Annotated in this window: 22 protein-coding genes and 1 riboswitch; of the genes, 10 read left to right on the top strand and 12 right to left on the bottom strand. The window is 73.8% G+C overall.

All coding sequences use genetic code 11. The features are described from left to right. Positions 1 to 90: 90 nt before the first annotated feature. From AC1RSJ_RS12880 to AC1RSJ_RS12850, 7 genes are all read left to right on the top strand, one after another. Entirely contained in the window at positions 91 to 1065 is a 975-nt protein-coding gene (locus tag AC1RSJ_RS12880) for a sugar-binding transcriptional regulator (protein WP_493118793.1), read from the top strand. A 98-nt stretch (positions 1066 to 1163) separates the two neighbouring features. After that, positions 1164 to 1307, top strand: a riboswitch (FMN riboswitch). A 95-nt stretch (positions 1308 to 1402) separates the two neighbouring features. Then, positions 1403 to 2452, top strand: coding sequence for a bifunctional diaminohydroxyphosphoribosylaminopyrimidine deaminase/5-amino-6-(5-phosphoribosylamino)uracil reductase RibD (gene ribD / locus AC1RSJ_RS12875; RefSeq protein WP_493118792.1), 1050 nt, complete (start codon positions 1403 to 1405; stop codon positions 2450 to 2452). A gap of 1 nt (position 2453) precedes the next feature. Further along, positions 2454 to 3086 (top strand): riboflavin synthase, encoded by a 633-nt coding sequence (locus tag AC1RSJ_RS12870; protein WP_493118791.1) that lies wholly within the window; start codon positions 2454 to 2456, stop codon positions 3084 to 3086. Then, entirely contained in the window at positions 3083 to 4378 is a 1296-nt protein-coding gene (ribA, locus tag AC1RSJ_RS12865; RefSeq protein WP_493118790.1) for a GTP cyclohydrolase II, read from the top strand. Before AC1RSJ_RS12870 ends, ribA begins: the two co-directional genes overlap by 4 nt. After that, entirely contained in the window at positions 4375 to 4851 is a 477-nt protein-coding gene (ribH, locus tag AC1RSJ_RS12860; RefSeq protein ID WP_493118789.1) for a 6,7-dimethyl-8-ribityllumazine synthase, read from the top strand. The genes ribA and ribH overlap by 4 nt, the downstream gene beginning before the upstream one ends. 171 nt (positions 4852 to 5022) lie before the next feature. After that, the gene (locus AC1RSJ_RS12855) at positions 5023 to 6417 is read left to right on the top strand and encodes an MFS transporter (RefSeq protein WP_493118788.1); all 1395 of its coding nucleotides are present in this window, start codon (positions 5023 to 5025) and stop codon (positions 6415 to 6417) included. Between the two features lie 68 nt (positions 6418 to 6485). Beyond that, positions 6486 to 6788 carry a GNAT family N-acetyltransferase gene (locus tag AC1RSJ_RS12850; RefSeq protein WP_493118787.1) on the top strand — a complete coding sequence of 101 codons (303 nt, stop codon included), beginning with the start codon at positions 6486 to 6488 and terminating at the stop codon, positions 6786 to 6788. A 35-nt stretch (positions 6789 to 6823) separates the two neighbouring features. Here the strand turns inward: AC1RSJ_RS12850 and AC1RSJ_RS12845 are convergent, their stop codons facing one another. From AC1RSJ_RS12845 to AC1RSJ_RS12835, 3 genes are read right to left on the bottom strand one after another with little or no spacing between them, the layout of a single operon-like run. Next, entirely contained in the window at positions 6824 to 7654 is an 831-nt protein-coding gene (locus tag AC1RSJ_RS12845; RefSeq protein ID WP_493118786.1) for an ABC transporter permease, read from the bottom strand. After that, positions 7651 to 8538 (bottom strand): ABC transporter permease, encoded by an 888-nt coding sequence (locus AC1RSJ_RS12840; protein WP_493118785.1) that lies wholly within the window; start codon positions 8536 to 8538, stop codon positions 7651 to 7653. The genes AC1RSJ_RS12845 and AC1RSJ_RS12840 overlap by 4 nt, the downstream gene beginning before the upstream one ends. After that, positions 8535 to 9458 carry an ABC transporter ATP-binding protein gene (locus tag AC1RSJ_RS12835; RefSeq protein WP_493118784.1) on the bottom strand — a complete coding sequence of 308 codons (924 nt, stop codon included), beginning with the start codon at positions 9456 to 9458 and terminating at the stop codon, positions 8535 to 8537. Before AC1RSJ_RS12835 ends, AC1RSJ_RS12840 begins: the two co-directional genes overlap by 4 nt. Before the next feature lie 113 nt (positions 9459 to 9571). On the opposite strand from AC1RSJ_RS12835, the gene AC1RSJ_RS12830 reads away from it, so the two are divergent. Together AC1RSJ_RS12830 and AC1RSJ_RS12825 are read left to right on the top strand one after the other, a co-directional pair. Then, a complete protein-coding gene (locus AC1RSJ_RS12830; RefSeq protein WP_493118783.1) occupies positions 9572 to 10348 on the top strand; it encodes a hypothetical protein in 777 nt (258 codons plus the stop codon). A gap of 86 nt (positions 10349 to 10434) precedes the next feature. Next, positions 10435 to 12318, top strand: coding sequence for an ABC transporter ATP-binding protein (locus AC1RSJ_RS12825; protein WP_493118782.1), 1884 nt, complete (start codon positions 10435 to 10437; stop codon positions 12316 to 12318). A gap of 24 nt (positions 12319 to 12342) precedes the next feature. On the opposite strand, the gene AC1RSJ_RS12820 is transcribed toward AC1RSJ_RS12825, so the two are convergent. From AC1RSJ_RS12820 to AC1RSJ_RS12780, 9 genes are all read right to left on the bottom strand, one after another. Then, positions 12343 to 12930 (bottom strand): isochorismatase family protein, encoded by a 588-nt coding sequence (locus AC1RSJ_RS12820; protein WP_493118781.1) that lies wholly within the window; start codon positions 12928 to 12930, stop codon positions 12343 to 12345. Positions 12931 to 12952: 22 nt separating this feature from the next. Then, a complete protein-coding gene (locus AC1RSJ_RS12815) occupies positions 12953 to 14485 on the bottom strand; it encodes a D-alanyl-D-alanine carboxypeptidase (protein WP_493118780.1) in 1533 nt (510 codons plus the stop codon). Further along, positions 14482 to 15471, bottom strand: a complete 990-nt coding sequence (locus AC1RSJ_RS12810; protein ID WP_493118779.1) for a Gfo/Idh/MocA family protein — start codon at positions 15469 to 15471, stop codon at positions 14482 to 14484. Before AC1RSJ_RS12810 ends, AC1RSJ_RS12815 begins: the two co-directional genes overlap by 4 nt. Before the next feature lie 9 nt (positions 15472 to 15480). Continuing rightward, positions 15481 to 17586 (bottom strand): MMPL family transporter, encoded by a 2106-nt coding sequence (locus AC1RSJ_RS12805; protein ID WP_493118778.1) that lies wholly within the window; start codon positions 17584 to 17586, stop codon positions 15481 to 15483. Further along, the gene (locus tag AC1RSJ_RS12800; RefSeq protein ID WP_493118777.1) at positions 17583 to 18167 is read right to left on the bottom strand and encodes a MarR family winged helix-turn-helix transcriptional regulator; all 585 of its coding nucleotides are present in this window, start codon (positions 18165 to 18167) and stop codon (positions 17583 to 17585) included. Before AC1RSJ_RS12800 ends, AC1RSJ_RS12805 begins: the two co-directional genes overlap by 4 nt. A gap of 4 nt (positions 18168 to 18171) precedes the next feature. After that, on the bottom strand, positions 18172 to 18453 hold the full coding sequence (locus AC1RSJ_RS12795) for a hypothetical protein (protein ID WP_493118776.1): 282 nt from the start codon (positions 18451 to 18453) through the stop codon (positions 18172 to 18174). Positions 18454 to 18469: 16 nt separating this feature from the next. Beyond that, complete coding sequence (locus AC1RSJ_RS12790; protein WP_493118775.1) at positions 18470 to 18820, bottom strand: histone-like nucleoid-structuring protein Lsr2; 351 nt, start codon at positions 18818 to 18820, stop codon at positions 18470 to 18472. 136 nt (positions 18821 to 18956) lie between these two features. Next, the gene (locus tag AC1RSJ_RS12785) at positions 18957 to 19598 is read right to left on the bottom strand and encodes a LuxR C-terminal-related transcriptional regulator (RefSeq protein WP_493118774.1); all 642 of its coding nucleotides are present in this window, start codon (positions 19596 to 19598) and stop codon (positions 18957 to 18959) included. After that, on the bottom strand, positions 19595 to 20746 hold the full coding sequence (locus AC1RSJ_RS12780) for a sensor histidine kinase (protein ID WP_493118773.1): 1152 nt from the start codon (positions 20744 to 20746) through the stop codon (positions 19595 to 19597). The genes AC1RSJ_RS12785 and AC1RSJ_RS12780 overlap by 4 nt, the downstream gene beginning before the upstream one ends. Positions 20747 to 20849: 103 nt before the next feature. Between AC1RSJ_RS12780 and AC1RSJ_RS12775 the strand changes: the two genes are divergently transcribed. Next, positions 20850 to 21687: PspC domain-containing protein (locus AC1RSJ_RS12775; protein ID WP_493118772.1), on the top strand; the 838-nt coding region annotated here is incomplete at its 3' end.

Raw genomic sequence — 21687 nt, 5'->3', positions numbered from 1 at the left:
GGGAGGGGTGCCGCTACAGTCGACACCGATGCCGCACGTCGGTGCAAGCCGGTTGCACGAACGTGCACCCCGACGGCACGGAGGACGAGGATGACCCTGCAGCAGACGGCGACGCCCGAGTCGGTCAAGACGCGCGAGGCGCTGCGAGCCGCCCAGCTGTACTACATGCAGGACCTGACGATGGATGCCATCGCCCGCGAACTGCACACCTCCCGCTCCTCGATCTCCCGCCTGCTCAGCTATGCGCGAGAGAGCGGGCTGGTGGAGATCAGCATCCGCTCCCCCCTCGACGTGCTCGGCCGGGTGGAGCACGAGATCCGGCTCCGCCACGGCGTCGTCGCGCACGTGGTGCCGGTGCCCGACCGCATCAGCGAGGTCGACCGGCTCGAGCGCGTGGCGCTCAGCGCCGCACGTCTGCTCACGGGCCTCATCGACTCGAATATGACGGTCGGCATCGCCTGGGGCTCCACGCTCAGCGCGATCGGCCGGCACGTGCCGCAGAAGAAGACGCACAACTCGCACTTCGTGCAGCTCAACGGGGCCGCGAACGTGCGCACCTCCGGCATCCCGTACGCGGGCGAGATCCTGGGCCGGTTCGGCTCGGCGTTCTCCGCGGAGGTGCACCAGTTCCCGGTGCCGGCGCTGTTCGACGACCCGGAGACGAAGCGCGCGCTGTGGCAGGAGCGCAGCATCCGTCGCGTGCTCGACCAGCAGCGCCGGGCCGACCTCATCGTGTTCGGCCTCGGCTCCCCCACCGCTGCGGTGCCGAGCCACGTCTACGCCGGCGACTACTTCGACCCGGACGACCACGAGCTGCTCGCGAACGAGGGCGTCGTCGGCGACGTCGCCACGGTGTTCTACCGGGCGGACGGATCGGACGACGGGATCGCGCTCAACGCGCGCTCGTCGGGCCCGGACCTCGACATCGTGCGCTCGATCCCCCGCCGCTTCTGCATCGTCAGCGGCCTGTCGAAGCTCGAGAGCCTCCGCGGCGCCCTCGCGGCGGGCATCATGACCGACCTCGTCGTCGACGAGACGATGGCGCGCCACCTCATCGACAGCTGAGCCGCGTCGGCAGCCGAGCCGCTGCTGCGCCGTCGGACGAAGTGTGACGCCCGGGAATACCGGCGTCGGAGCCGCGTTGTAGCCTGGCAGCAAGCAAGCACGTGCTCCGGGGGCGGTGGAAATCCGCGCCGGCGGTGATAGTCCGCGAACCCCGTCCAGACCGCTCCCCGGAGCGCGAGGGCGGGGCCGATCCGGTGGGATTCCGGGACCGACGGTGAAAGTCCGGATGGGAGGAGCGCGGCGCCGGCGGCGCTCCTGACGAGCACTGCGGACGCGGCAGGCACCTCACGTGCCATCACCCCGGAACCGTCTCGACGATCACGAGACCGAGGACCGGATGCCCCCCACGAACGACGCGGACGCCACGGCCATGCGCCGCGCGCTCGCGCTGGCCGAGCAGGGTCCGCTGACCGGCGGCAACCCGCAGGTGGGCTGCGTGCTGCTCGACGCCGACGGCGCGGTCGTGGCCGAGGGCTGGCATCGCGGCGCCGGCACCCCCCACGCCGAGGTCGACGCGCTCTCGCACGTGGACGACGCCCGCGGGCTCACCGCCGTCGTGACGCTCGAGCCCTGCAACCACACGGGCCGCACCGGACCGTGCAGCGAGGCGCTGCTCGCGGCGGGCGTCGCGCGCGTCGTCTACGCGATCTCCGATCCCGGCGTGGCCTCCCACGGCGGCGCCGAGCGGCTCCGCGAGGGCGGCGTCGAGGTGGTCGCCGGCGTGCTCGCCGACGAGGCAGAGGCGCTGCTGCACGTCTGGCTCACCGCGGTGCGCCGCGGGCGCCCCTGGGTCGTCGTGAAGTGGGCGTCGACGCTCGACGGCCGCGCGGCCGCGCAGGACGGCTCGAGCCAGTGGATCACCGGCGCCGCCGCCCGGCAGCGCGTGCACGAGGAGCGCGCCGCGAGCGACGCGATCCTCGTCGGCACCGGCACCGTGCTCGCCGACGACCCGTCACTGACGGCGCGCGGCGACGCCGGCGAGCTGCTCGCCGCGCAGCCCGTCCCCGTCGTCGTCGGCCTCACGCCCGTGCCGGCGGACGCCGCGCTGCGCCGCCACCCCGCCGGCCTGATCGAGACCGGCAGCCGCGACCTCGCCGCGATCCTCGCCGACCTCGACCGCCGCGGCATCCGCCGGGTCTACGTCGAGGGCGGTCCGACGCTCGCCAGCGCGATCGTCGCCTCCGGGCTCGCAGACGAGTTCTCGGTCTACCTCGCGCCGGTGCTGCTCGGCGGCGACCGGCTCGCGATCGGCGACCTCGGCATCCCCGCCATCGGCGACGCGCTCCGGCTCCGCATCTCCGCCGTCGACCGGCTCGGCGACGACCTCCACGTGCGCGCGACCGCGCATCCCCCGATCGCCGCCCCGGCCGGGGCCAGAAGGGACTGACATGTTCACCGGCATCATCGAGGAGCTCGGCGAGGTGCTCGCCTGGGAGCGCGGCGACGACGCCGCACGGCTCACCGTGCGCGCACCCATCGCCGCCTCCGACGCGGCGCACGGCGACTCCATCTCGGTCAGCGGCGTCTGCCTGACGGTCGTCGACCAGGGCGCCGACTGGTTCACCGCCGACGTCATGGCGGAGTCGATCGCCGCCTCCACGATCGGCGCGATCGGCGTCGGCGACCGGGTCAACATCGAGCGCGCGGCCGCCCTCGGCGACCGGCTCGGCGGCCACATCGTGCAGGGGCACGTCGACGGCACCACCCGCGTGCTCTCCATCGAGGACGGCTCCGCCTGGCGCGTCGTGCGCTTCACCCTCGATCCCGAGCTCGCGCCGCTCGTCGCGCGCAAGGGCTCGATCACCATCGACGGCACCTCGCTCACGGTCAGCGCGGTCAGCGACGCGGCGGAGCCGGATCAGTGGCTCGAGGTCTCCCTCATCCCCGAGACGCTCGCCGCCACCACCCTCGGGTCGAAGTCCGTCGGCGACGCCGCGAACCTCGAGACCGACATCCTCGCGCGGCAGGTGCTGCGCGCCCGGGAGTTCGACTCCCTGCACACCGAAGGAGGGCGGGCATGAGCCTCGCCAGCATCCCCGAGGCCCTCGCCGCACTCCGCGCGGGCCGTCCGATCATCGTCGCCGACGACGAGGGCCGCGAGAACGAGGGCGACGTCGTGCTCGCCGCGCAGACGGCGAGCCAGGAGTGGCTCGCCTGGATGGTGAGGCACAGCTCCGGCTTCATCTGCGCGCCCCTGACGAACGAGATCGCCGACCGCCTCGAGCTGCCGCCGATGGTCGCCGACAACCAGGACCCGCGCGGCACCGCGTACACGATCAGCGTCGACGCGGCGGACCGCTACAGCACCGGCATCTCCGCCTCCGACCGGGCCCACACCCTCCGCGTGCTGGCCGACCCGGCCTCGGAGCCCTCCAGCCTGCATCGCCCGGGCCATATCCTGCCGCTGCGCTCCGTCGACGGCGGCGTGCGCGAGCGCGACGGCCACACGGAGGCCTCCGTCGACCTCATGAAGCTCGCCGGACTGCTGCCGGTCGCCGCGATCAGCGAGATCGTCGCCGACAACGGCGAGATGGAGCGGCTGCCCGGGCTCATCGCGCTCGGCGAGCGCGAGGGCGTGCCGGTGATCACCATCGAGGCGCTCATCCGCTTCATGGAGGAGCGCAACTGCGAGGCCGACCCGGAGGCGGTCGCGGAGATCCCCGAGTTCGAGCGCGTCACGTTCGAGGTCGAGACCACGGTGCCGACGCAGCACGGCGCGTTCCGCGTGCGCGCGTACCGCGACCGGTCGACCGGCGCCGACCACGTCGCCTGGATCGCCGGGGACCCGGTCGACGGCACGCTCGTGCGCGTGCACTCCGAGTGCCTGACCGGCGAGGCCTTCGGCTCACTCAAGTGCGAGTGCGGCCCGCAGTTGCAGGCCGCGCTCGAGACGATCCGCGACGAGGGCGGCGTCGTCATCTACCTCCGCGGTCACGAGGGCCGCGGGATCGGGCTCATCAACAAGCTCCGCGCCTACCGGCTGCAGGAGGACGGGATGGACACGCTCGACGCCAACCTGGCGCTCGGGCTGCCGGCGGACGCGCGCGACTACGGCGCGGCCACCGCGATCCTCAAGGACCTCGGCATCGGCACCGTCCGGCTGCTGAGCAACAACCCCGAGAAGGCCCGGCAGCTCGCCGAGCGCGGGGTCGAGGTGACCGAGCTGGTGCCCCTCGTGGTGGGCGTCGGCGAATTCAACGAGGGCTACCTCGACGCCAAGCGCGACCGGATGGGCCACGCCCTGCCGACGCACGAGGTGCTCGACGAGACCATGCAGCGCGCCGTGGCGGCGCGGAAGGGGAGGACCGCATGAGCGGCGAAGGACGACCGGAGCTCGACGCGGCGGACGGAGCGGGACTCCGCATCGTCATCGTCTCGGGCCTGTGGCACAACGAGATCGCGGGCGGGCTGCTCGCCGGTGCGCGCCGCGAGCTGGAGCGCTCGAACGCGACCTGGACCGAGGTGCAGGTGCCGGGCAGCTTCGAGCTGCCCGTGGCGGCGAAGGCGGCGCTCGACGCCGGGGCGGATGCCGTGGTCGCGCTCGGCGTGATCGTGCGCGGCGAGACCCCGCACTTCGACTTCGTCGCGGCCGCGGCGACCGACGGGCTCACCCGCGTCGCGCTCGACAGCGGCAAGCCGGTCGGCTTCGGCGTGCTCACCGTCGACACCGAGCAGCAGGGCCTCGACCGGGCCGGCCTGCCGGACTCGAAGGAGGACGTCGGCGGCCGCGCCGCCGAGGCGGCGATCGCGACGGCCCACGTCATCCGCGGGCTGCGCGCCGGCTGAGGCGATGCACGGCAGTCGTTCACGACTGTGAAACATCCGTAGGATAGGGGGCGGACGGCCACAAGCCGTCCGCCCCCTCCTCCGTCCTCCCGGCGCGCGCGTCCGGGCGTGCATCACCTGCCGCCCGAAGATCCCCGCCGGCCCGACGTCCGACCGCCCCGGAGCCTCCCCGTGTCCACCACCACCCCGTCGGCCGAGTCCGGCACCGCCAACCCGCGCAGCCGGGTGCTCATCGCCAGCCTCATCGGCACCTCGATCGAGTTCTACGACTTCTACGCCTACGCGACCGCGGCCGTGCTCGTCTTCCCCGCGCTGTTCTTCCCGAACCAGGACCCGACGACGGCGCTGCTCGCCTCGTTCGCCTCGTTCGGCGCCGCCTTCATCGGACGCCCGGTCGGCTCGATCCTGTTCGGCCACTTCGGGGACCGCGTCGGCCGCAAGACCACGCTCATCGCCGCCCTGCTCACGATGGGCGTCGCCACGTTCCTCATCGGCTGCCTGCCGGGCGCGACGACGCCGGGCTGGTCGGTGCTCGCCCCCGCGCTGCTCACCATCCTCCGCTTCGCCCAGGGCATCGGCCTCGGCGGCGAGTGGAGCGGCGCCGCGCTGCTCGCGACCGAGAACGCGCCGGAGGGCAAGCGCGCGATCTTCGGCACCTTCCCGCAGCTCGGCGCGCCGATCGGCTTCATCATCTCGAACGGCCTGTTCCTCGTGCTCGCCCTGACCATGTCGTCGGCCGACTTCGCGGCGTGGGGCTGGCGCATCCCGTTCCTCGCGAGCGCGCTGCTCGTGCTCGTCGGGCTCTACGTGCGGTTCCGCCTGGTCGAGGCACCCGCGTTCACGAAGGTGGTGGAGGCGGGTGCGGTCGCCAAGCTGCCGCTCGGCCGTGTGTTCCGCACCAGCTGGCGCCAGCTCATCCTCGGCACGTTCATCATGCTGGCGACCTACGTGCTCTTCTACCTCATGACCACGTTCACGCTGACGTACGGCACCGCGCCCTCGTCGGAGGCCGCCGCCCGCGCCGCCGCGGAGGCCGCCGGCAAGGCGTTCGACCCGGCGACGTTCAACCCGGGTCTCGGCTACGTGCGCACCGACTTCCTCGTGCTGCTCATCATCGGCGTCGTGTTCTTCGGCATCTTCACGCTCGTCGCCGGTCCGCTCGCGGAGCGCTTCGGGCGCCGCAACATGCTCTCCGTCGTGACGCTCGGCATCATCGTGTTCGGCTTCCTGTTCGTGCCGCTCGCCGGCGCCGGGCTCGTCGGCGTGCTGTTCTGGCTCATCATCGGCTTCTCCCTCATGGGGCTCACGTTCGGGCCGATGGGCGCCGCGCTGCCCGAGCTGTTCGCCACGAACGTGCGCTACACCGGCTCCGGCGTCAGCTACAACGTGTCGAGCATCATCGGCGCCGCGGTCGCGCCGTTCATCGCCGTCTGGCTCTGGGGGCTGGCCGGCGGCAGCGTCGTGCTCGTCGGCATCTACCTCTCCGTCGCGGGAGTGCTCACGCTCATCGCGCTCCGGCTCAGCCGCGAGACGCGGAACGCCGACTTCGCGACCATCGTCGAGTAGCGCCGTGCGGATGCCGGGAACCGTCCCGGCATCCGGCGCGCGGGCCGCATCCGGGGCAGGATCGGACCGTGTCTGAGAACGCTGCGGCCGACGTCGTGATCGAGAACCAGCCGGATGCCTCCCGCTACGCCCTGCTCGTCGACGGCGAGGTCATCAGCATCGCGGACTACCGGCTGCAGGACGGGCTGATCTCGTTCCCGCACACGTTCACCCGCCCGACCCACCGCGGGCGGGGGCTGGCCGAGCAGCTCGTCGACTTCGCCATCGCCGACGTCGAGCGCGACGGCACCCGCAAGGTGGTGCCGATGTGCTGGTTCGTGGCGCAGTGGTTCGACCGGCATCCGGAGAAGTCCGGGCTGCTCGCGGGCTGAGCGTGCGCGGCCGCGGCCTCGTCAGCCCGGTCGCGCTAGTCCAGGAACAGGGCGCGGAGGCGGCGGGTCGTGAACGTCATGCCGACGGCGATCATGATCGCGTAGTAGAGCACGTGCACGAGCATGATCGGGCCGACGGCGCCGGTCGTGAGACCGCGCACCAGCTCGACCCCGTGCCAGAGCGGCAGGCAGCGGATGAACCACTGGATCGGCTCGGAGTAGACGCTGAGCGGGTAGAAGGTCGCCGACAGCAGGAACATCGGCAGCAGCACGAACTGGATCCAGTCCATGTGCTGGAACGTCTTCATGTAGCTGGTGACCGCCATGCCGAGGCTCGCGAAGCCGAACGCGATGAGCAGGATGGCCGGCAGCGCGAGCAGCGCCCACCACGACAGGTTCAGCCCGAGCACGCTCATGACGATGAGGAAGATCGTGCCGTAGACGCCGCCGCGCAGCAGCGCCAGCAGGATCTCGCCGAGCGCGATGTCGAGCGGGCCGAGGCTGGTGGCGAGCATGCCCTGGTAGAGCTTGCCGAAGTGCATCTTGAAGAACACGTTCCACGTCGAGTCGTAGATGGCGCCGTTCATGGCCGACACGGCGAGCAGCGCCGGCGCGATGAACGCCGGGTACGAGATCGGATCGCCGTTCGCGTCGGTGACGCCGGAGATGTACGACCCCAGCCCGACGCCGAGCGAGAGCAGGTAGAACACCGGCTCGACGACGCCGGTGAGCACGATGATCCAGTTCGTGCTGCGGGTGGCGACCAGGCCGCGCACGACCACGGAGCGCGCGTTGCCGGCGTAGAGCGCCCGCACGCCGCCGCCGCGGCGCACGACCACGGCCTCCCGATCCGTCGTGGCGGTCACTTGTCGAGCCTCCTGGTGACGACGCGCTGGCAGAGCAGCCAGCCGGCGGCGGCCAGCCCGCCGAGGTAGACGACGTGCACGAGCGTGAGCCAGAGCGGCTCGGTCGGGCCGTACGCGAACTGGCGCCCGAGCTCACTGCCGTGCCACAGCGGCGAGAGCCAGCCGAGCGGCTGGAGCCACGGCGGCAGCTGCGTCAGCGGGAACACCGTGCCGCTGAACAGCGTGAGCGGCAGGATGACGACGCGCTGGAGCACGGCGAACTGGCCCTTGTCCTCGCGGATCGTCGCGCTGTACGCGCCCACCAGCGTCCAGGCGTAGCCGGAGAGGAGGCCGACGGGGATGACGAGCACGCCGAGCGGCGAGGGCATCGCGCCGAAGCAGACGATCACGACGTAGTAGATGACGGTCGTGATGATCATCCGCACGCCGATGAAGAGGAAGTGGCCGCTGACGATCTGGGCCGCGCTGAGCGGCGTCGCGTTCATGCCGACCCAGGTCGGGTTCCATTTCAGCCCGAGCAGCACGCCGAACGTCAGCTCCTCGCTGGCGACCAGCGTCGCGGCCGTCACGAGCAGCGCCGGGGCCACGAACTGGATGTAGTCGACCGTGCCGGACCCAGAGGGCGCCACGTTCTTCGTGATGAGCGTCGCGAGGCCGACCCCGAACGCGAACAGGTAGAGCACCGGCGTGCCGATCGCCGTGGCGATCATCGTGATGCCGAACTTCGACATGGTCCGCAGCTGGTGCTCGGCGACGAAGAGGGGTCCGAGCCGACGCGGGCGGGCGGCGGCGCGCACCGACTCCTCGCGGCTGGGGAGGCTGGCGCCGGTCGCGGTGCGGGCACCGGTGGCGCTGCCGCCGGTGCCGAGCGGGTCCGTGCTCATTCGATGAGGCTCCGTCCGGTGAGGCGGAGGAAGACGTCCTCGAGGCTCGAGCGCCGCACCAGGCTCGTGACCGGCTGCAGTCCGAGCTCGACGACCTGCGTCAACGCGTGCTCGCCGTCCTCGGCGTAGACCAGCACGCGGTCGGGCAGCACCTCCTGGCGGTCGCCGATGCCGGCGATCCGCTCCGCGGCCTCGGCGTTGCGGTCCGAGCCGAAGCGCACCTCGAGCACCTCGCGCGTCGAGTACTGGCGGATCAGCGCCGCCGGCGATCCCTCCGCCATGATCGTGCCCTTGTCGACGACCACGAGGCGGTCGCAGAGCTGCTCGGCCTCGTCCATGTAGTGGGTGGTCAGCACGAGGGTGGTGCCCTGCTCCTTGAGCCGGAACAGGCGGTCCCAGAGGATGTGCCGGGCCTGCGGATCGAGCCCGGTCGTCGGCTCGTCGAGCAGGAGGATGCGCGGGTCGTTGATGAGCCCGCGCGCGATCGTGAGCCGGCGCTTCATGCCGCCGGAGAGGTTGTCGACCTTCTCCTTGACCTTCTCCTCGAGCTGCGCGAACCGCAGCAGCTCATCGGCCCGCTCGGCGATGCGCGCCCGCGGCAGCCCGAAGTAGCGGCCGTAGACGAGCAGGTTCTCGCGCACGGTCAGCTCCATGTCGAGGTTGTCCTGCTGCGGCACGACGCCGAGCTGGGCGCGGATCTCGGGGCCGTTCGCATCCGGGTCGAGGCCGAGGATGCTGAGGTCGCCGCTCGTGCGGGTCGACACGGCGCCGATCATGCGCATCGTCGTCGACTTGCCGGCGCCGTTCGGCCCGAGCAGCCCGAACGACTCCCCCGGACTCACCTCGAAGTCGATGCCGCCGACGGCGAGCACGTCGCCGTAGCGCTTGGTCAGTGCGGAGGCGGCGATGACGGGAGGCACCCGCTCACTCTAGGGACGACGTCCGACAGATGTGAACGCTGTCGACATCCGGGGCGTCGGTACACTGACCGCGGTGCCGAGTCCGGCCCGATCGACCCCGCGAGGAGCCCGGAATGCGACGACGCACCGCCCTCGTCGCCGCGGCCGTCGCGATCGCCTCGGCCGCCCTGCTGGCGGGCTGCGGACTCGGCGCCGGCGGCTCCGCGACCCGCTCCGCGACGCCCGGCTCGGCGAGCCCCACCGCGAGCCCGACGCCGACGGCCTCCGCCCCGGCGCTGCCCGACGGCGTGCTGGCCGTCGTGGACGCGACCGCCCGGCAGCAGAGCGGCGTCGAGCTGCGGCTCCGGATGACCGTGCGCGAGGCGGTCGACTGGAACTCCACCGCCGGGGCGCCGATCGCCTCCCGGATCGCGCAGATCTGCTCGGGCGAGCTCGACGCGGCCGCCTTCGCGCAGCAGGACTACCGGTTCGTGCGCATCGACGTGACGGCGACCGAGGGCGCCGGCGACTGGGACGGCGGCGCCGTCGCGATCCTCCCGGCCCCGACCTCGTCGAGCGTCTTCGGCGTCGTCGCCGACGGCGCGGCCACCCAGATCGCCGTGCTCGGCGCCGACCCGGAGCCCGGCGACTACGTGCCCCACTGCGCGCAGCCGGCGGTGCTCACCGGGCCCGGCACGGGCGAGGTCGACGTGGCCGCGCCCGACTCGTCGCCGGCGGCGTGGGCGTCGCTCGCGTTCGGCTTCACCGTGGCGCCGACCACGGACGGCAGCGAGCCGCTGCCGCTGCTGTTCCCGACGTGCACCGTGACCGGTGCGTCCGGGGCCGGCGTCGACTGGGTGAAGAGCACGACGTCGGGCGGCGCCGCCGCCTGCGCGATCCAGGCCACCTGACGCCCCCGGCGGCGGATGATGCCGTCGCCGCGTCCCACGGGCGGCCCCCAGCCGCCTCCCCACCAGCACGGAGGATGCTGAACCGCATGAGCTCGTCCCGCCCGACCGCCTCGACCGCCCCGCGGCGGAGCCTGTTCGGGCGCCGCGCCGACGACGGACCCCGCGTCGGCGTCCGCGACCTGCTGCCGTACCTGCGCGACCACCGCCGCGTGCTCGTCGTGGTCGTGCTGCTCAGCCTCGTCGGCGCCGGGGCGTCCCTCGCCCAGCCGGCGATCGTCAGCCAGGTGATCGGCCTGGTGCAGAGCGGCAAGCCGCTCGGCGGACTGGTCTGGGCGCTCGCGGGCCTCGTCGTCGTGGCCGGGCTGCTCAGCGGCCTCCAGCACTACCTGCTGCAGCGCACCGGCACCTCCATCGTGCTCACGGCGCGCGAGCGGCTCGTGCGGCGGATGCTGCGGCTGCCGATCGCCGAGTTCGACGTGCGGCGCACCGGCGACCTCGTGTCGCGGGTCGGCAGCGACACCACGCTGCTCTACGCCGTGATGACGCAGGGGCTCGTCGACTCGGTCGGCGGCGCCATCGTGTTCGTCGGCGCGATCATCGGCATGGCGATCATCGACCCCGTGCTGCTCGGGCTCACCGTGCTCGTCATCGCGGTCGCCGTGGCCGCGGTCGCCGGGCTCGGCGGCCGGGTGCGCATCGCGAGCCGCGAGCAGCAGGAGGCCGTGGGCTCGCTCGCCGCCGCCGTCGAGCGCGCGGTCACCGCCATCCGCACGATCCGCGCCGCGAACGCCACCGAGCGCGAGACGGCCGCCGTCGAGGAGCACGCGCGCGGCGCCTGGCGGGCGGGCATCCGCGTGGCGCGCTTCTCCGCCGCCGTCGTGCCGGTCGCCGGCATCGCGATGCAGCTGTCGTTCCTCGTCGTGCTCGGCGTCGGAGGCTACCGCGTGGCGAGCGGCGCGATCACGATCGCGGATCTCGTCGCGTTCATCCTGTTCCTCTTCATGATGATCATGCCGCTGGGCCAGGCGTTCGGCGCGTTCAACTCCCTCAACCAGGCGCTCGGGGCGCTCGGTCGCATCCAGGAGGTCATCTCGATCCCGTCGGAGGACGAGGCGGATGCCGGGCTCGCGTCGGGCGCGGCGGCCGCCGCCGAGTCCGCTCCTGGTGCGCCGGCGCTCGCGTTCGACGACGTGCGGTTCGGGTACCCCGCGAGCGCGCATCGCACCGAGCGCGAGAAGGCCATCGCGGCCGCCGTCGGCGACGAGGCCGAACCGGATGCCGGAGCTCCCCGCGAGGTGCTCCACGGCGTCTCGTTCGCGGTGCCGCACGGTGCCCGGGTCGCGCTCGTCGGGCCGTCCGGTGCCGGCAAGAGCACGATCCTCGCGCTCGTCGAGCGCTTCTACGACCCGATCTCGGGCGTGGTCCGCCTCGACGGCCGCGACATCCGCGCGCTCGACCGCCACGATCTCCGCTCGCGGATCGGCTACGTCGAGCAGGACGCGCCGGCCCTGGCCGGCTCACTTCGCGACAACCTCCGGCTCGGCGCCCCGGCCGCGACCGACGACGCGTGCATCGCGGTGCTCCGCGCCGTGAATCTCGGCGAGGTGCTCGACCGCACGCCCGACGGACTGGATGCCGAGGTCGGCGAGAACGGCGTCATGCTCTCCGGCGGCGAGCGCCAGCGCCTCGCGATCGCCAGGACGCTGCTCGCCGCGCCGCCGATCCTGCTGCTCGACGAGGCGACCGCCTCCCTGGACGGCCGCAACGAGCAGCTGCTCCGCGAGGCGATCGACCGGGTCGCCGAGGACCGCACGCTGCTCGTCATCGCGCACCGGCTCTCCACGGTCGTCGACTCCGACGTCATCGTCGTGCTCGACGGCGGCCGGGTGGTCGGCACCGGCACCCACGCGGAGCTGCTCGACTCGACCCCGCTCTACCGGGAGCTCGCGCGCCACCAGCTGCTGGTCTGACGCGGCGCGGGCCGTCGGCCCCGCCTACGGCTGCTCGCCGGGCACCAGCTCCGCGCCGGCGGCGGCCAGCTCCTGAAGGGCCGCCGCACTCGAGGCCGGAGCGACCCCGGCGACCAGCCCGGTGAGCACGCGCACCGGCAGTCCGGAGCCCAGGGCGTCGAGCGCCGAGGCGCGCACGCAGTAGTCGGTCGCGATGCCGGCGACGTCGACCTCGGTCACGCCGAGGGCAGCGAGCACCTCGGGGAGGGTGCGGCCGTCGTCGTCCGTGCCCTCGAAGATCGAGTACGCGGGGCGCCCCTGCCCCTTGCGGATGTGCGCGTCGATCAGCGCGGCGTCGAGCGCCCGATGGTAGTCCGCACCCGGGGTGCCGGCGACGCAGTGCGCCGGCCAGGTCTCCACGAAGTCGGGGGCGGACGACGTGGCGAAGTGTCCGCCGTTGTCGTTCTCGCCGGAGTGCCAGTCGCGGGAGGCGATCACCGCGTCGTAGCGGTCCGGATGCGCGCGCAGCAGGCCGGTGAGGTGCTCGGCGACCGCCGCGCCGCCCTCGACGCCGAGCGCGCCGCCCTCGGTGAAGTCGTTCTGCACGTCGATGATCAGCAGGGCCCTGCCCATGTCGTCCTCCAGCGGTGATGCGTCAGTGGTCGGCGAGATTGTCGCCGCAGCGGTAGACCGCGGCCACGAGCGCGTCGACGGCGGCCGGTGCAACCCCGTCGCCGGCGGCCGAGACCGCGAACGCGAGCGCCGTGCCGTCCTTCAGCGTGACGACGCCGGTCATGGCCGAGCCGCCCGACGGCGCGGCGGCGACCCCGGTCACGTGGCCCCGGGCCTTCGCGTTCGTGCCGGCGAACCGGGGGGCGAGCGTGCCGGAGGCGCCGGCGGAGCCGAGCGCGTCGCGCACGACATCGAGGTTCTGCTGCCCCGCCGACACGAGCTGCAGCAGCGCGGCGAGGTAGCCGGTGGTGAGCCGGTCGGCGGGGCTGCTGCCGGATCCGTCGTCGAGCACGAGGTCGCCGGTGTCGAGGCCGTACTCGGCGAGCGCCTGATCCATGATCGCCGGGATGGACGACAAAGCGCCGCGCCCGCCGGCCTCCACCGACGTCACGCGGGCCAGCGACTCCGCGAGGGTGGCGTCGCCGGTGGCGAGCATCTGGGCGATGAGCGTGCTCAGGGGCTGGGACTGGGCGCCCGCCAGCCGCGTGCCGGTCGTCGTGGAGGTCGCGATCGTCACGGTCGGAGAGGCCGGCACGAAGACGCCGGTCGGATCGGCCGCGTGCAGCGCCGCCGCGAACGCGGTGCCGGTCGCGGTGACCGGATCGTCGCCGCGCGGGCTCACGAGCTGGGTGGGGTCGGTCCGGCCGCCGTCGAGCTGGAGGGCCGTGACGGGGCCGAGCACGCCGTCCGTGCGCAGCGCCGGATCCCAGTCGGGGTCCCAGCCGTCGGCCGCGCTCCAGGCGGTCGCGTCGAGCACGATGCTCGTGAGCTGCTGCCCCGGATGCGCGGTCGCCCACGCCGCGACCGTCGACGCCGCGAGATCGGCGAGCTTCGGGGCGCCGGCGTAGACGCTCTCCTGCCCGGCGGGGGTCACGCTGAGGGTCGGATCGCCGCTGCCGACGAGCGCGACCCCGGAGCCGGTGTCGACGACGTCCGTCTCGAGCCGGAAGTCCGGGCCGAGCACCGCCAGCGCGGCGGCCGCGGTCGTGACGCCCGCGAGCGAGCCGGGCGCGAAGCCGGTGGCGGGATGCCGGGACAGCAGCGTGGTGCCGTCGGTGCCGGAGAGCACGGTGGCGCGCAGCGCCGGCAGCCCGTCGGCGGCGATGGCGGCCGCCGCGGAGCAGGTGCGCACGCGGACGGCGTCCGGCAGCGCGCCCGGCGTCGGGCGGGCGGTGGGCGCGGCGTCCGGGGTGCTGGTGCGCGTCGGCTCGGGCGCCGAGGAGGCGGAGCCGATGCCGGCGGCGAGGGATCCGGCGGCCAGCAGCAGGAAGACGGCTGTCAGCGACCCGGCGAGCACGCCGGTGCGGTGGCGGCCGACGAACGCGGCGAGACCGGTGAGTCCGGCCCGGTCGAGCAGGCCGCGCACGGCTGCCGGGCGGGCCCCCGGAGGCGTCGCCGAGGCGCCGCCGTCCCGCTCGTCCGCGGGCGGCGTCCCGTCCCGAGGATCGCCGCTCATCCCTCGCCAGGGTAGCGGAGGCCGATCTGACGGCGGATCTCGTCGAGCGTGCCGAGCATCCGCACGCTCTCGTCCGCCGGCAGCTCCGTCGTGCGGGTGCGGCCGTCGCGCACCGCGTCCTCGACGGCGAGGGCCTCGTAGCCGAGCCCGGTGCCGATGACGCTCTCGTCCCAGCGCTCGAGCACCGTGCCGTCGGACGCGATCACCCGGAAGGTCGTCGGCGCGAGCCACATGCCGTCGAGCTCGATGCGGCCGCGGGTGCCGATGATCTGCGCCGCGTTCGCGCCCGCCGCGTCGAGCTGGGTGTGCAGCACCGCCTGCTCGCCGTCGGGGTAGCCGAGCAGCACGGAGGTCTGCGCGTCGACGCCGCTCGGCGCCGGCGTCGAGATCGCGGTCACCGTCGCCGGCTCCCCCAGCACGTCCCAGGCCAGCGACACCGGGTAGATGCCGAGGTCGAGCAGCGCGCCGCCGCCCTGCTCCGGCACGTGCATGCGCGGGTAGTCGTCGGCGGGGAGCCGCTGGCTGTGCTGGGCGATCACCGTGCGCACGTCGCCGAGCGTGCCCGCCTCGAGGATCGAGCGGATGCGCACCATCTGCGGCAGGTACCGCGTCCACAGCGCCTCCTGCACGAACAGCCCGCGGGCGGTCGCCTCGGCGAGCACCTCCTCGCCCTCGGCCCGCGACATCGCGAACGGCTTCTCGACGAGCACGTGCTTGCCGGCCCGCAGCGCGAGCAGCGCGTTCGGGGCGTGCAGCGGATGGATGGTGCCGACGTAGACGACATCGATGCCGGGATCGGCCACGAGGTCGGCATAGCTGCCGTGCGCGCGCGGGATGCCGAGGTCGGCCGCGAACGCCTCCGCCTTGCCGAGGTCGTCGGCGGCGCCGACCGCCTGCACGTCGAGCCCGAAGGCCCGAAGGTCGCCGGCGAACTGCCGTGCGATGTGGCCGGTCGACAGGATGCCCCAGCGAAGTCCGCCGCTCATGCCACCAGGCTAGCGAGCGCTCCCGCGAGCGAGCCGGGACGGCCACCAGACCGCGCGCCCGATGTCGTGCACGAGCGCCGGCACGAGCAGCGACCGGACGACGATCGTGTCGAGCAGCACCCCGAACGCGACGATGAACGCGATCTGCGCGAGGAACAGCACCGGGATCACGCCGAGCGCCGCGAACGTCGCCGCGAGCACGACGCCGGCGCTCGTGATGACGCCGCCGGTGACCGCCAGCCCGCGGAGCACGCCCTCCCGCGTGCCGACGGCGAGCGACTCCTCGCGCACCCTCGTCATGAGGAAGATGTTGTAGTCGATGCCGAGCGCGACGAGGAACACGAAGCCGAACAGCGGCACCGCCGGATCCGCGCCGGGGAAGCGGAAGATCCCGTCGAAGACGAGCGCGGAGGCGCCGAGGGCCGCGGCGAACGACAGGATGACCGTGCCGACGAGCAGCAGCGGGGCGATGACCGCCCGCAGCAGCAGCATGAGGATGAGCAGGATCACGGCGAGCACGATCGGGATGATCAGCGTGCGGTCGCGGATCGTCGTGTCGTCGGTGTCGAGCCGGATCGCCGTCACGCCGCCGACCAGCGCGCCGGGGTCGACGGACTTCACCGCCGTGCGGAGGTCGCGGACGGTCTGCTCCGCCGCGACCGAGTCCGCCGCCTCCGACAACGTGGCCTGCAGCATCACCCGGCCGTCGACCTCGGTCGGCGGCACCGCGATGCCGGGCGTGCCGTCGACGGGCACCGTGCCCGAGGGCGAGTCGGCCGAGACCGCCACGACCGAGTCCACGCCGTCCGTGCCGGACACGGCATCCGCCAGCTCGGTGAGGCGGCCGGCGTCGCCGACCACGACGGCGGGGCTGCCGGAACCCGCCGGGAAGTGCTCGCCGAGCACCGCCTGCCCGTCGCGTGCGGCGCTGGAGCCGAGCACGAGGTCGCTCTGGGCGACGCCGTCCGCCTTCAGCTGCGTCAGTCCGAGGCCGGCGCCGAGCAGCACGACGGTGCAGACGATCCAGACGAGCCGCGCGCGCCGGGCGACGAGCCGCCCCACCGCCGGCCAGAGCCCCTTCGCGTCGACGCCGGTGAGCCGCGGATGCGCGGACCCGAACTTCGGGCGGAGCGGCCAGAAGGCGGCCCGTCCGGTCGCCAGCAGCAGGGCGGGGAGCAGCGTCAGCGCGCTGAGCAGCGCGCAGGCGACGCCGATCGCCGCCACCGGGCCGAGCGCCTTGTTCGAGTTGAGGTCGCTGAGCAGCAGGCAGAGCAGGCCGGCGATCACGGTGCCGGCGGAGGCGGCGATCGGCTCGAGCGCGCCGCGCAGCGCGGTCCGCGTGGCGTCCCATCGCCGCTCGGAGTCGCGCAGCGCCTCCCGGTAGCGCGAGGTGTACAGCAGCGCGTAGTCGGTGGCGGCGCCGATCACGAGGATGAACAGGATGCCCTGCACCTGCCCGTTGATCTGCACGATGCCGGCGTCGGCGAGATGCCAGACGACGAGGATCGCGGCGCTGAGCGCGAAGACCGAGGTGCCGAGCACGAGCAGGGGCAGCAGCGGCGAGCGGTAGACGACGATGAGGATCACGAAGACGGCGGCGAGCGCGACGCCGAGCAGGAGGCCGTCGATGCCGGCGAACGCCCCGGTCAGGTCGGCGGTGAAGCCGGCCGGTCCGGTGACGAGCGCCTGGAGGCCGTCCGGCGGTGTGCCGATGGCCTGCTCCATCGCGGCGACCGTGTCGCCGACGTCGCCGGAGACGGGCACGATCAGCTCCAGGGCCTTCCCGTCGTCGGACGGGATCAGCGGGCTGCCCTCCGTCACGCCGTCGAGCTGGTCCGGCGAGAGCTTCGTCACCAGGTCGTCGGCCCAGGTGCGGTCGGCGTCGGTGAGGGCGCCGTCGCGGGCGATCACGACGATCGCGGGCACCGCATCCGAGCCGGCGAAGTCCGGCAGCAGCGCCGCGACCTTCGTGGCGTCGGCGCTGGCGGGGAGGTAGCTCGCCTGGTCGTTCGAGGCGACCTCCGAGATGCGACCGAAGTACGGACCGCCGATGGCGCCGACCGCGAGCCAGATCAGGATCAGCAGGGACGGGACGAGCACGCGGACGGCTCTCATCGGGACTCCTCGGAACGGGACGCGGCGGATGCCGTCGGGGCGGGTGCAGGGGATGCCGGCGCGGCGGACGCGGGCGCGGGGGATGCCGGCGCGGCGGACGCGGCCGCCGCCTGCGCGGCGGCGATCCGGCGGAGGGCGCCGTGCAGGTCCGCCCGCTCGGACGCCGTGAGCGGCGCGAACAGGTCGTCCGCCAGGTCGCCGAGGTCGGCGTCGACCGCGTCGAGCAGCCCGTCGGCGGCCGGCAGCAGGTGCACCTCGAGGGCGCGCCGGTCGGTCGGATGCGGCCGGCGCTCGACGAGCCCCTTCCGCTCGAGCTGGTTGACGATCGCCACCATCGCCGGCTTGAAGATGTCGAGCCGCTCGCTGATGCGCGACTGCACGAGGGGCCCGCCGCGCAACGAGCTGAGCACGCCGAGCTGGTGCGGCGTGAGGCCGTGCTCCTCGACGGTGCGGTGGAACCGCCGCTCGGCCGAGCGGGCGACCCAGGAGAGAAGGAAGGCGGGATTGCCGGTCAGCAGGTCGGGGAGCCCGCCGGGCGCCGCGGCCTCCGGTGTCGACCCGCTCTGATCGTTACTCTCCATAACGTTATGGAGAGTAACGGTTCCCGTCGCCGTCCGCCAGTGCCCGGAGGAACGACATCACCTTCGCCGTCGGCATCTCGCACGGCTTCAGCACGTCGCCCGCGCGCGTGCGGAGCACGTTCGCGCTGACGAGATCCGTTCCGCCGAGCTCCTCGGCGGTGATCGTCAGCGTGCGGCCGCCGGCGTGCGGCGTGCGCGTGAGCCCGTAGCTGCGCCCGCCGACGCGGACGCGCGTCCAGCCGTCCGGGATGCCGGCGAGCAGCGCGGTGAGCTCGTCCGGCTCCACGCCGTCCGCCTCGGGCTCAGTGGGCGTCGTCGTACGCGTCGACGATGTCCTGCTTGATGCGGCCGCGGTCGCCGACCGTGTAGCCGTTCGACTGCGCCCAGCCGCGGATCGCCTGCAGGCGGTCGGAGGCCGAGGGGCCGGACGAGGCGGTGCCGGGCGAGCGACGTCGGGCCGCGGACGGCGCCCCGACGCGGGTGCCGGCGTCGACGAACGGCTTGAGCGCGTCGTGGAGCTTGTCGGCGTTCGCCTCGGAGAGGTCGATCGAGTAGTTCACGCCGTCGACCGAGAACGTGGTCGGCCGCGTGCCCTCCGGCAGATCACTGCCGTCGAGGTCGTCGGTGAGCTGGGTGATGATCCGTCGCGCCATATCGAAATGGTATATCGATCGCAAATGAAACGCGATTTCGCGCCGGAATCACGCCGTCGATATCCGCGGTCTGCGGAAATCGATATCCGAGCCGATTTCGATTCGCGCGCGCGACGGATATCGACCGGGAATCGGATCAGAGCAGCTTGCGCTCGAGCGCCCAGGCCGTGAGCTCGTGCCGCGACGAGAGCTGCAGCTTGCGCAGCACCGCGGAGACGTGCGACTCGACCGTCTTGACCGAGATGTAGAGGTCGGCCGCGACCTCCTTGTAGGCGTAGCCGCGGGCGATCAGGCGCATCACCTCGCGCTCGCGCGCGCTGAGCCGGTCGAGCTCGTCGCTCGACTCCGCCTGCTCGCCCTGCACCGCGCCGAAGGCGTCGAGCACGAAGCCGGCGAGCCGCGGCGAGAACACGGCGTCGCCGCCGGCCACCGACTCCAGGGCGCGCACGACATCCGCGCCGGAGCTCGATTTCGTGATGTACCCCCGCGCACCCGCCCGGATGACGCCGACGACGTCCTCGGCGGAGTCGGACACGCTGAGCGCGAGGAAGCGCACCTCCCCGAGCACGTCGGCGCAACGCCGCAGCACCTCGGCGCCGCCGCCCGGCGACCCCGGCAGGTGCACGTCGAGCAGGACGACCTCCGGCCGCAGCTCGTGGACGGCCGCGACCGCGTCGTCGACGGTCGCCGCCTCCCCCACCACCTCGACCTCGGTGCCGAGCTCGCTGCGCAGCCCCGCCCGGAAGATCGAGTGGTCGTCGACCAGCAGCACCCTCATGCGGCCTCCCCTCCCGGCAGCCGGAGGTGCACCTCGGTGCCGTTCGCGCTGCTGCGGACCCGCGCGGTGCCGCCCGCGCGCTCCATCCTGCCGACGATCGACTCCCGCACGCCGATGCGGCCGTCGGGCAGGGCGTCGGGGTCGAAGCCCTCGCCGTGGTCGCGCACGAAGACCTCCACCTCCGACGGGCTCGCCTCGATGTAGACCGTCACCTCGCCGCCCGCGTGCCGGGCGGCGTTGAGCATCGCCTCGCGCGCGGCGCCCACCAGCGGGGCGCTGCCGATCGACGCGACGTCGCCGACGGTCACGATCTCGAAGCGCACCGGATGCTCGAGCTCGAGCTCGCCGGCGACGCTGCGGAGCTCGGTGGCGACATCGCCGGCGAACGGATCCGTGCCCGCGAACAGCCAGTCGCGCAGCTCGCGCTCCTGGGCGCGGGCGAGCCGCGCGACCTCGCTGTGCGGTCCGGCGCGGTGCTGGATCACCGCGAGCGTCTGCAGCACGGAGTCGTGCAGGTGGGCGGCGATCTCCGCGCGCTGCGACTCGCGCACGCGCTGGCTGCGCTCGGCCAGCAGGTCCGTCCAGGCGCCGACCACCCGCGGCGCCGCGAGGATGGCGATGCCGACGGCGACGAGCACCACCGCGAGCACGGCGGTCGCCGGACGGGTCTGCCCCGGCAGGAGCAGCACGCCCTCGATCACGAGCACCCCGCCCGCCACGCCGCCGACGACCCGCTGCGCCCGTGCGTGGCCCGGCTCGCCGCGATCGAGCGCGAGGGTCCAGACGACGGCGCCGATCGCGAGCACGGCGCTCTCGATCGCGCCGGGCACGACGCCGCTCGCGGCGCCGGCGCGCGCGAGGGCGAGCCCGACGGCGACCGTGGCCGCAGCGCCCGACAGCGCGGCGAGGATCAGCGCACCCGGGATACGGCGGCGAACGCGGCCGTCGCCCTCCTCGAGCGGGACGAGCGCCCACAGCCACAGGTAGAGCAGCGCGCCGGCGCCGCCGACGAGCGCCGCCAGCACCAGCACGGCGCGCACGACGGCCACGGGTCGGCCGAGATGCCGCGCCAGCGCCGCGCAGACCCCGCCGAGCACCATCCGCCGCGGGCGCGCGAGCGCGGGTCGGGCGGCGAGGGCGGCGGTCACACGCCGATCCAACCAGACCGGATCCGGCCCGCCACCGGCGATCAGGGTCGAATCAGGGACTCACCCCATAGAGGCGGATGCCGCCGATGGGCACGATCGGGTCATGACCTCCTCCCCTCCCCTCGCGCCGCCGCAGCAGGAGCCCCGGCTGTTCTCGTGGATCCGGTCGCTCGGGCTGGTGCGCGGTGCCGGCTGGCTCGGCGGCGTCTGCCTCGCGGTCGCAGCCCGGCTGCGCATCGACCCGCTCATCGTGCGCGGCATCGTCGTCGCGCTCGCGGTGCTCGGCGCGCCCGTCACGATCGCCTACGCCGCGGCGTGGGCGCTGCTGCCGGACGAGCAGGGGCGCATCCACGCCCTCGACGTCGGACGAGGCCGCTTCGACCGCGCCCTCATCGGCATCGCCGTGCTCGTGCTCGTCGCGCTGCTGCCGGTCGCTCCGGGCATCTGGTGGCTCGGCGCGGCGTACTGGGGCGCCCCCGACGTGACCGGCTCGCTCTGGCGGATCTTCTGGACCGGCGTCGTGATCGCGGCCGTCGTCATCGTCGCGTCCCTCGTCGCCCGGCAGGCGCCGCGGGCGGACGCGGGCGGCGCGGCGGAGCCGTCGCACGCGCCCGAGCCGTCGGGTTCGGCGGACGGGGCGACCGGCGCGGCGGTCACGGATGACGGCATCACCGACGGCGGCATCACCGACGGCGAGTCCGCCGACGTCGACACCGAGCACCTCGAGACCGCGAGCGGCACGGCCGCGTCCGCCACCGCCCCGACCGCGATCGGCGAGCCGATGGCGCCGCCCGAGCCGCCGAAGCCCGCCGGCGGTGCGTCGGATGCCGAGCTCGCCGCGTGGCGCGAACAGCAGCAGGCGTGGAAGGAGCACCGCGCGGTGTGGGCGGCCGAGCAGCGCCGCATCGACCGCGAGCGCCGCGCCGCGGCGTCGGCGGCTG

It is taken from the genome of Schumannella sp. GW821-FHT10F01 (genome assembly GCF_058809295.1).
This window is presented reverse-complemented; position numbering and strand designations above follow the sequence as displayed.

Bases quoted from the DNA above. Each gene is read 5' to 3' on its own strand.
- AC1RSJ_RS12825 (WP_493118782.1), top strand. From the start codon at position 10,435: ATGAGCTCGTCCCGCCCGACCGCCTCGACCGCCCCGCGGCGGAGCCTG.
- AC1RSJ_RS12790 (WP_493118775.1), bottom strand. From the start codon at position 18,820: ATGGCGCGACGGATCATCACCCAGCTCACCGACGACCTCGACGGCAGT.
- AC1RSJ_RS12810 (WP_493118779.1), bottom strand. From the start codon at position 15,471: ATGAGCGGCGGACTTCGCTGGGGCATCCTGTCGACCGGCCACATCGCA.
- AC1RSJ_RS12880 (WP_493118793.1), top strand. From the start codon at position 91: ATGACCCTGCAGCAGACGGCGACGCCCGAGTCGGTCAAGACGCGCGAG.
- AC1RSJ_RS12820 (WP_493118781.1), bottom strand. From the start codon at position 12,930: ATGGGCAGGGCCCTGCTGATCATCGACGTGCAGAACGACTTCACCGAG.
- AC1RSJ_RS12785 (WP_493118774.1), bottom strand. From the start codon at position 19,598: ATGAGGGTGCTGCTGGTCGACGACCACTCGATCTTCCGGGCGGGGCTG.
- ribA (WP_493118790.1), top strand. From the start codon at position 3,083: ATGAGCCTCGCCAGCATCCCCGAGGCCCTCGCCGCACTCCGCGCGGGC.
- AC1RSJ_RS12815 (WP_493118780.1), bottom strand. From the start codon at position 14,485: ATGAGCGGCGATCCTCGGGACGGGACGCCGCCCGCGGACGAGCGGGAC.
- ribH (WP_493118789.1), top strand. From the start codon at position 4,375: ATGAGCGGCGAAGGACGACCGGAGCTCGACGCGGCGGACGGAGCGGGA.
- ribD (WP_493118792.1), top strand. From the start codon at position 1,403: ATGCCCCCCACGAACGACGCGGACGCCACGGCCATGCGCCGCGCGCTC.
- AC1RSJ_RS12840 (WP_493118785.1), bottom strand. From the start codon at position 8,538: ATGAGCACGGACCCGCTCGGCACCGGCGGCAGCGCCACCGGTGCCCGC.
- AC1RSJ_RS12805 (WP_493118778.1), bottom strand. From the start codon at position 17,586: ATGAGAGCCGTCCGCGTGCTCGTCCCGTCCCTGCTGATCCTGATCTGG.
- AC1RSJ_RS12870 (WP_493118791.1), top strand. From the start codon at position 2,454: ATGTTCACCGGCATCATCGAGGAGCTCGGCGAGGTGCTCGCCTGGGAG.
- AC1RSJ_RS12830 (WP_493118783.1), top strand. From the start codon at position 9,572: ATGCGACGACGCACCGCCCTCGTCGCCGCGGCCGTCGCGATCGCCTCG.
- AC1RSJ_RS12800 (WP_493118777.1), bottom strand. From the start codon at position 18,167: ATGGAGAGTAACGATCAGAGCGGGTCGACACCGGAGGCCGCGGCGCCC.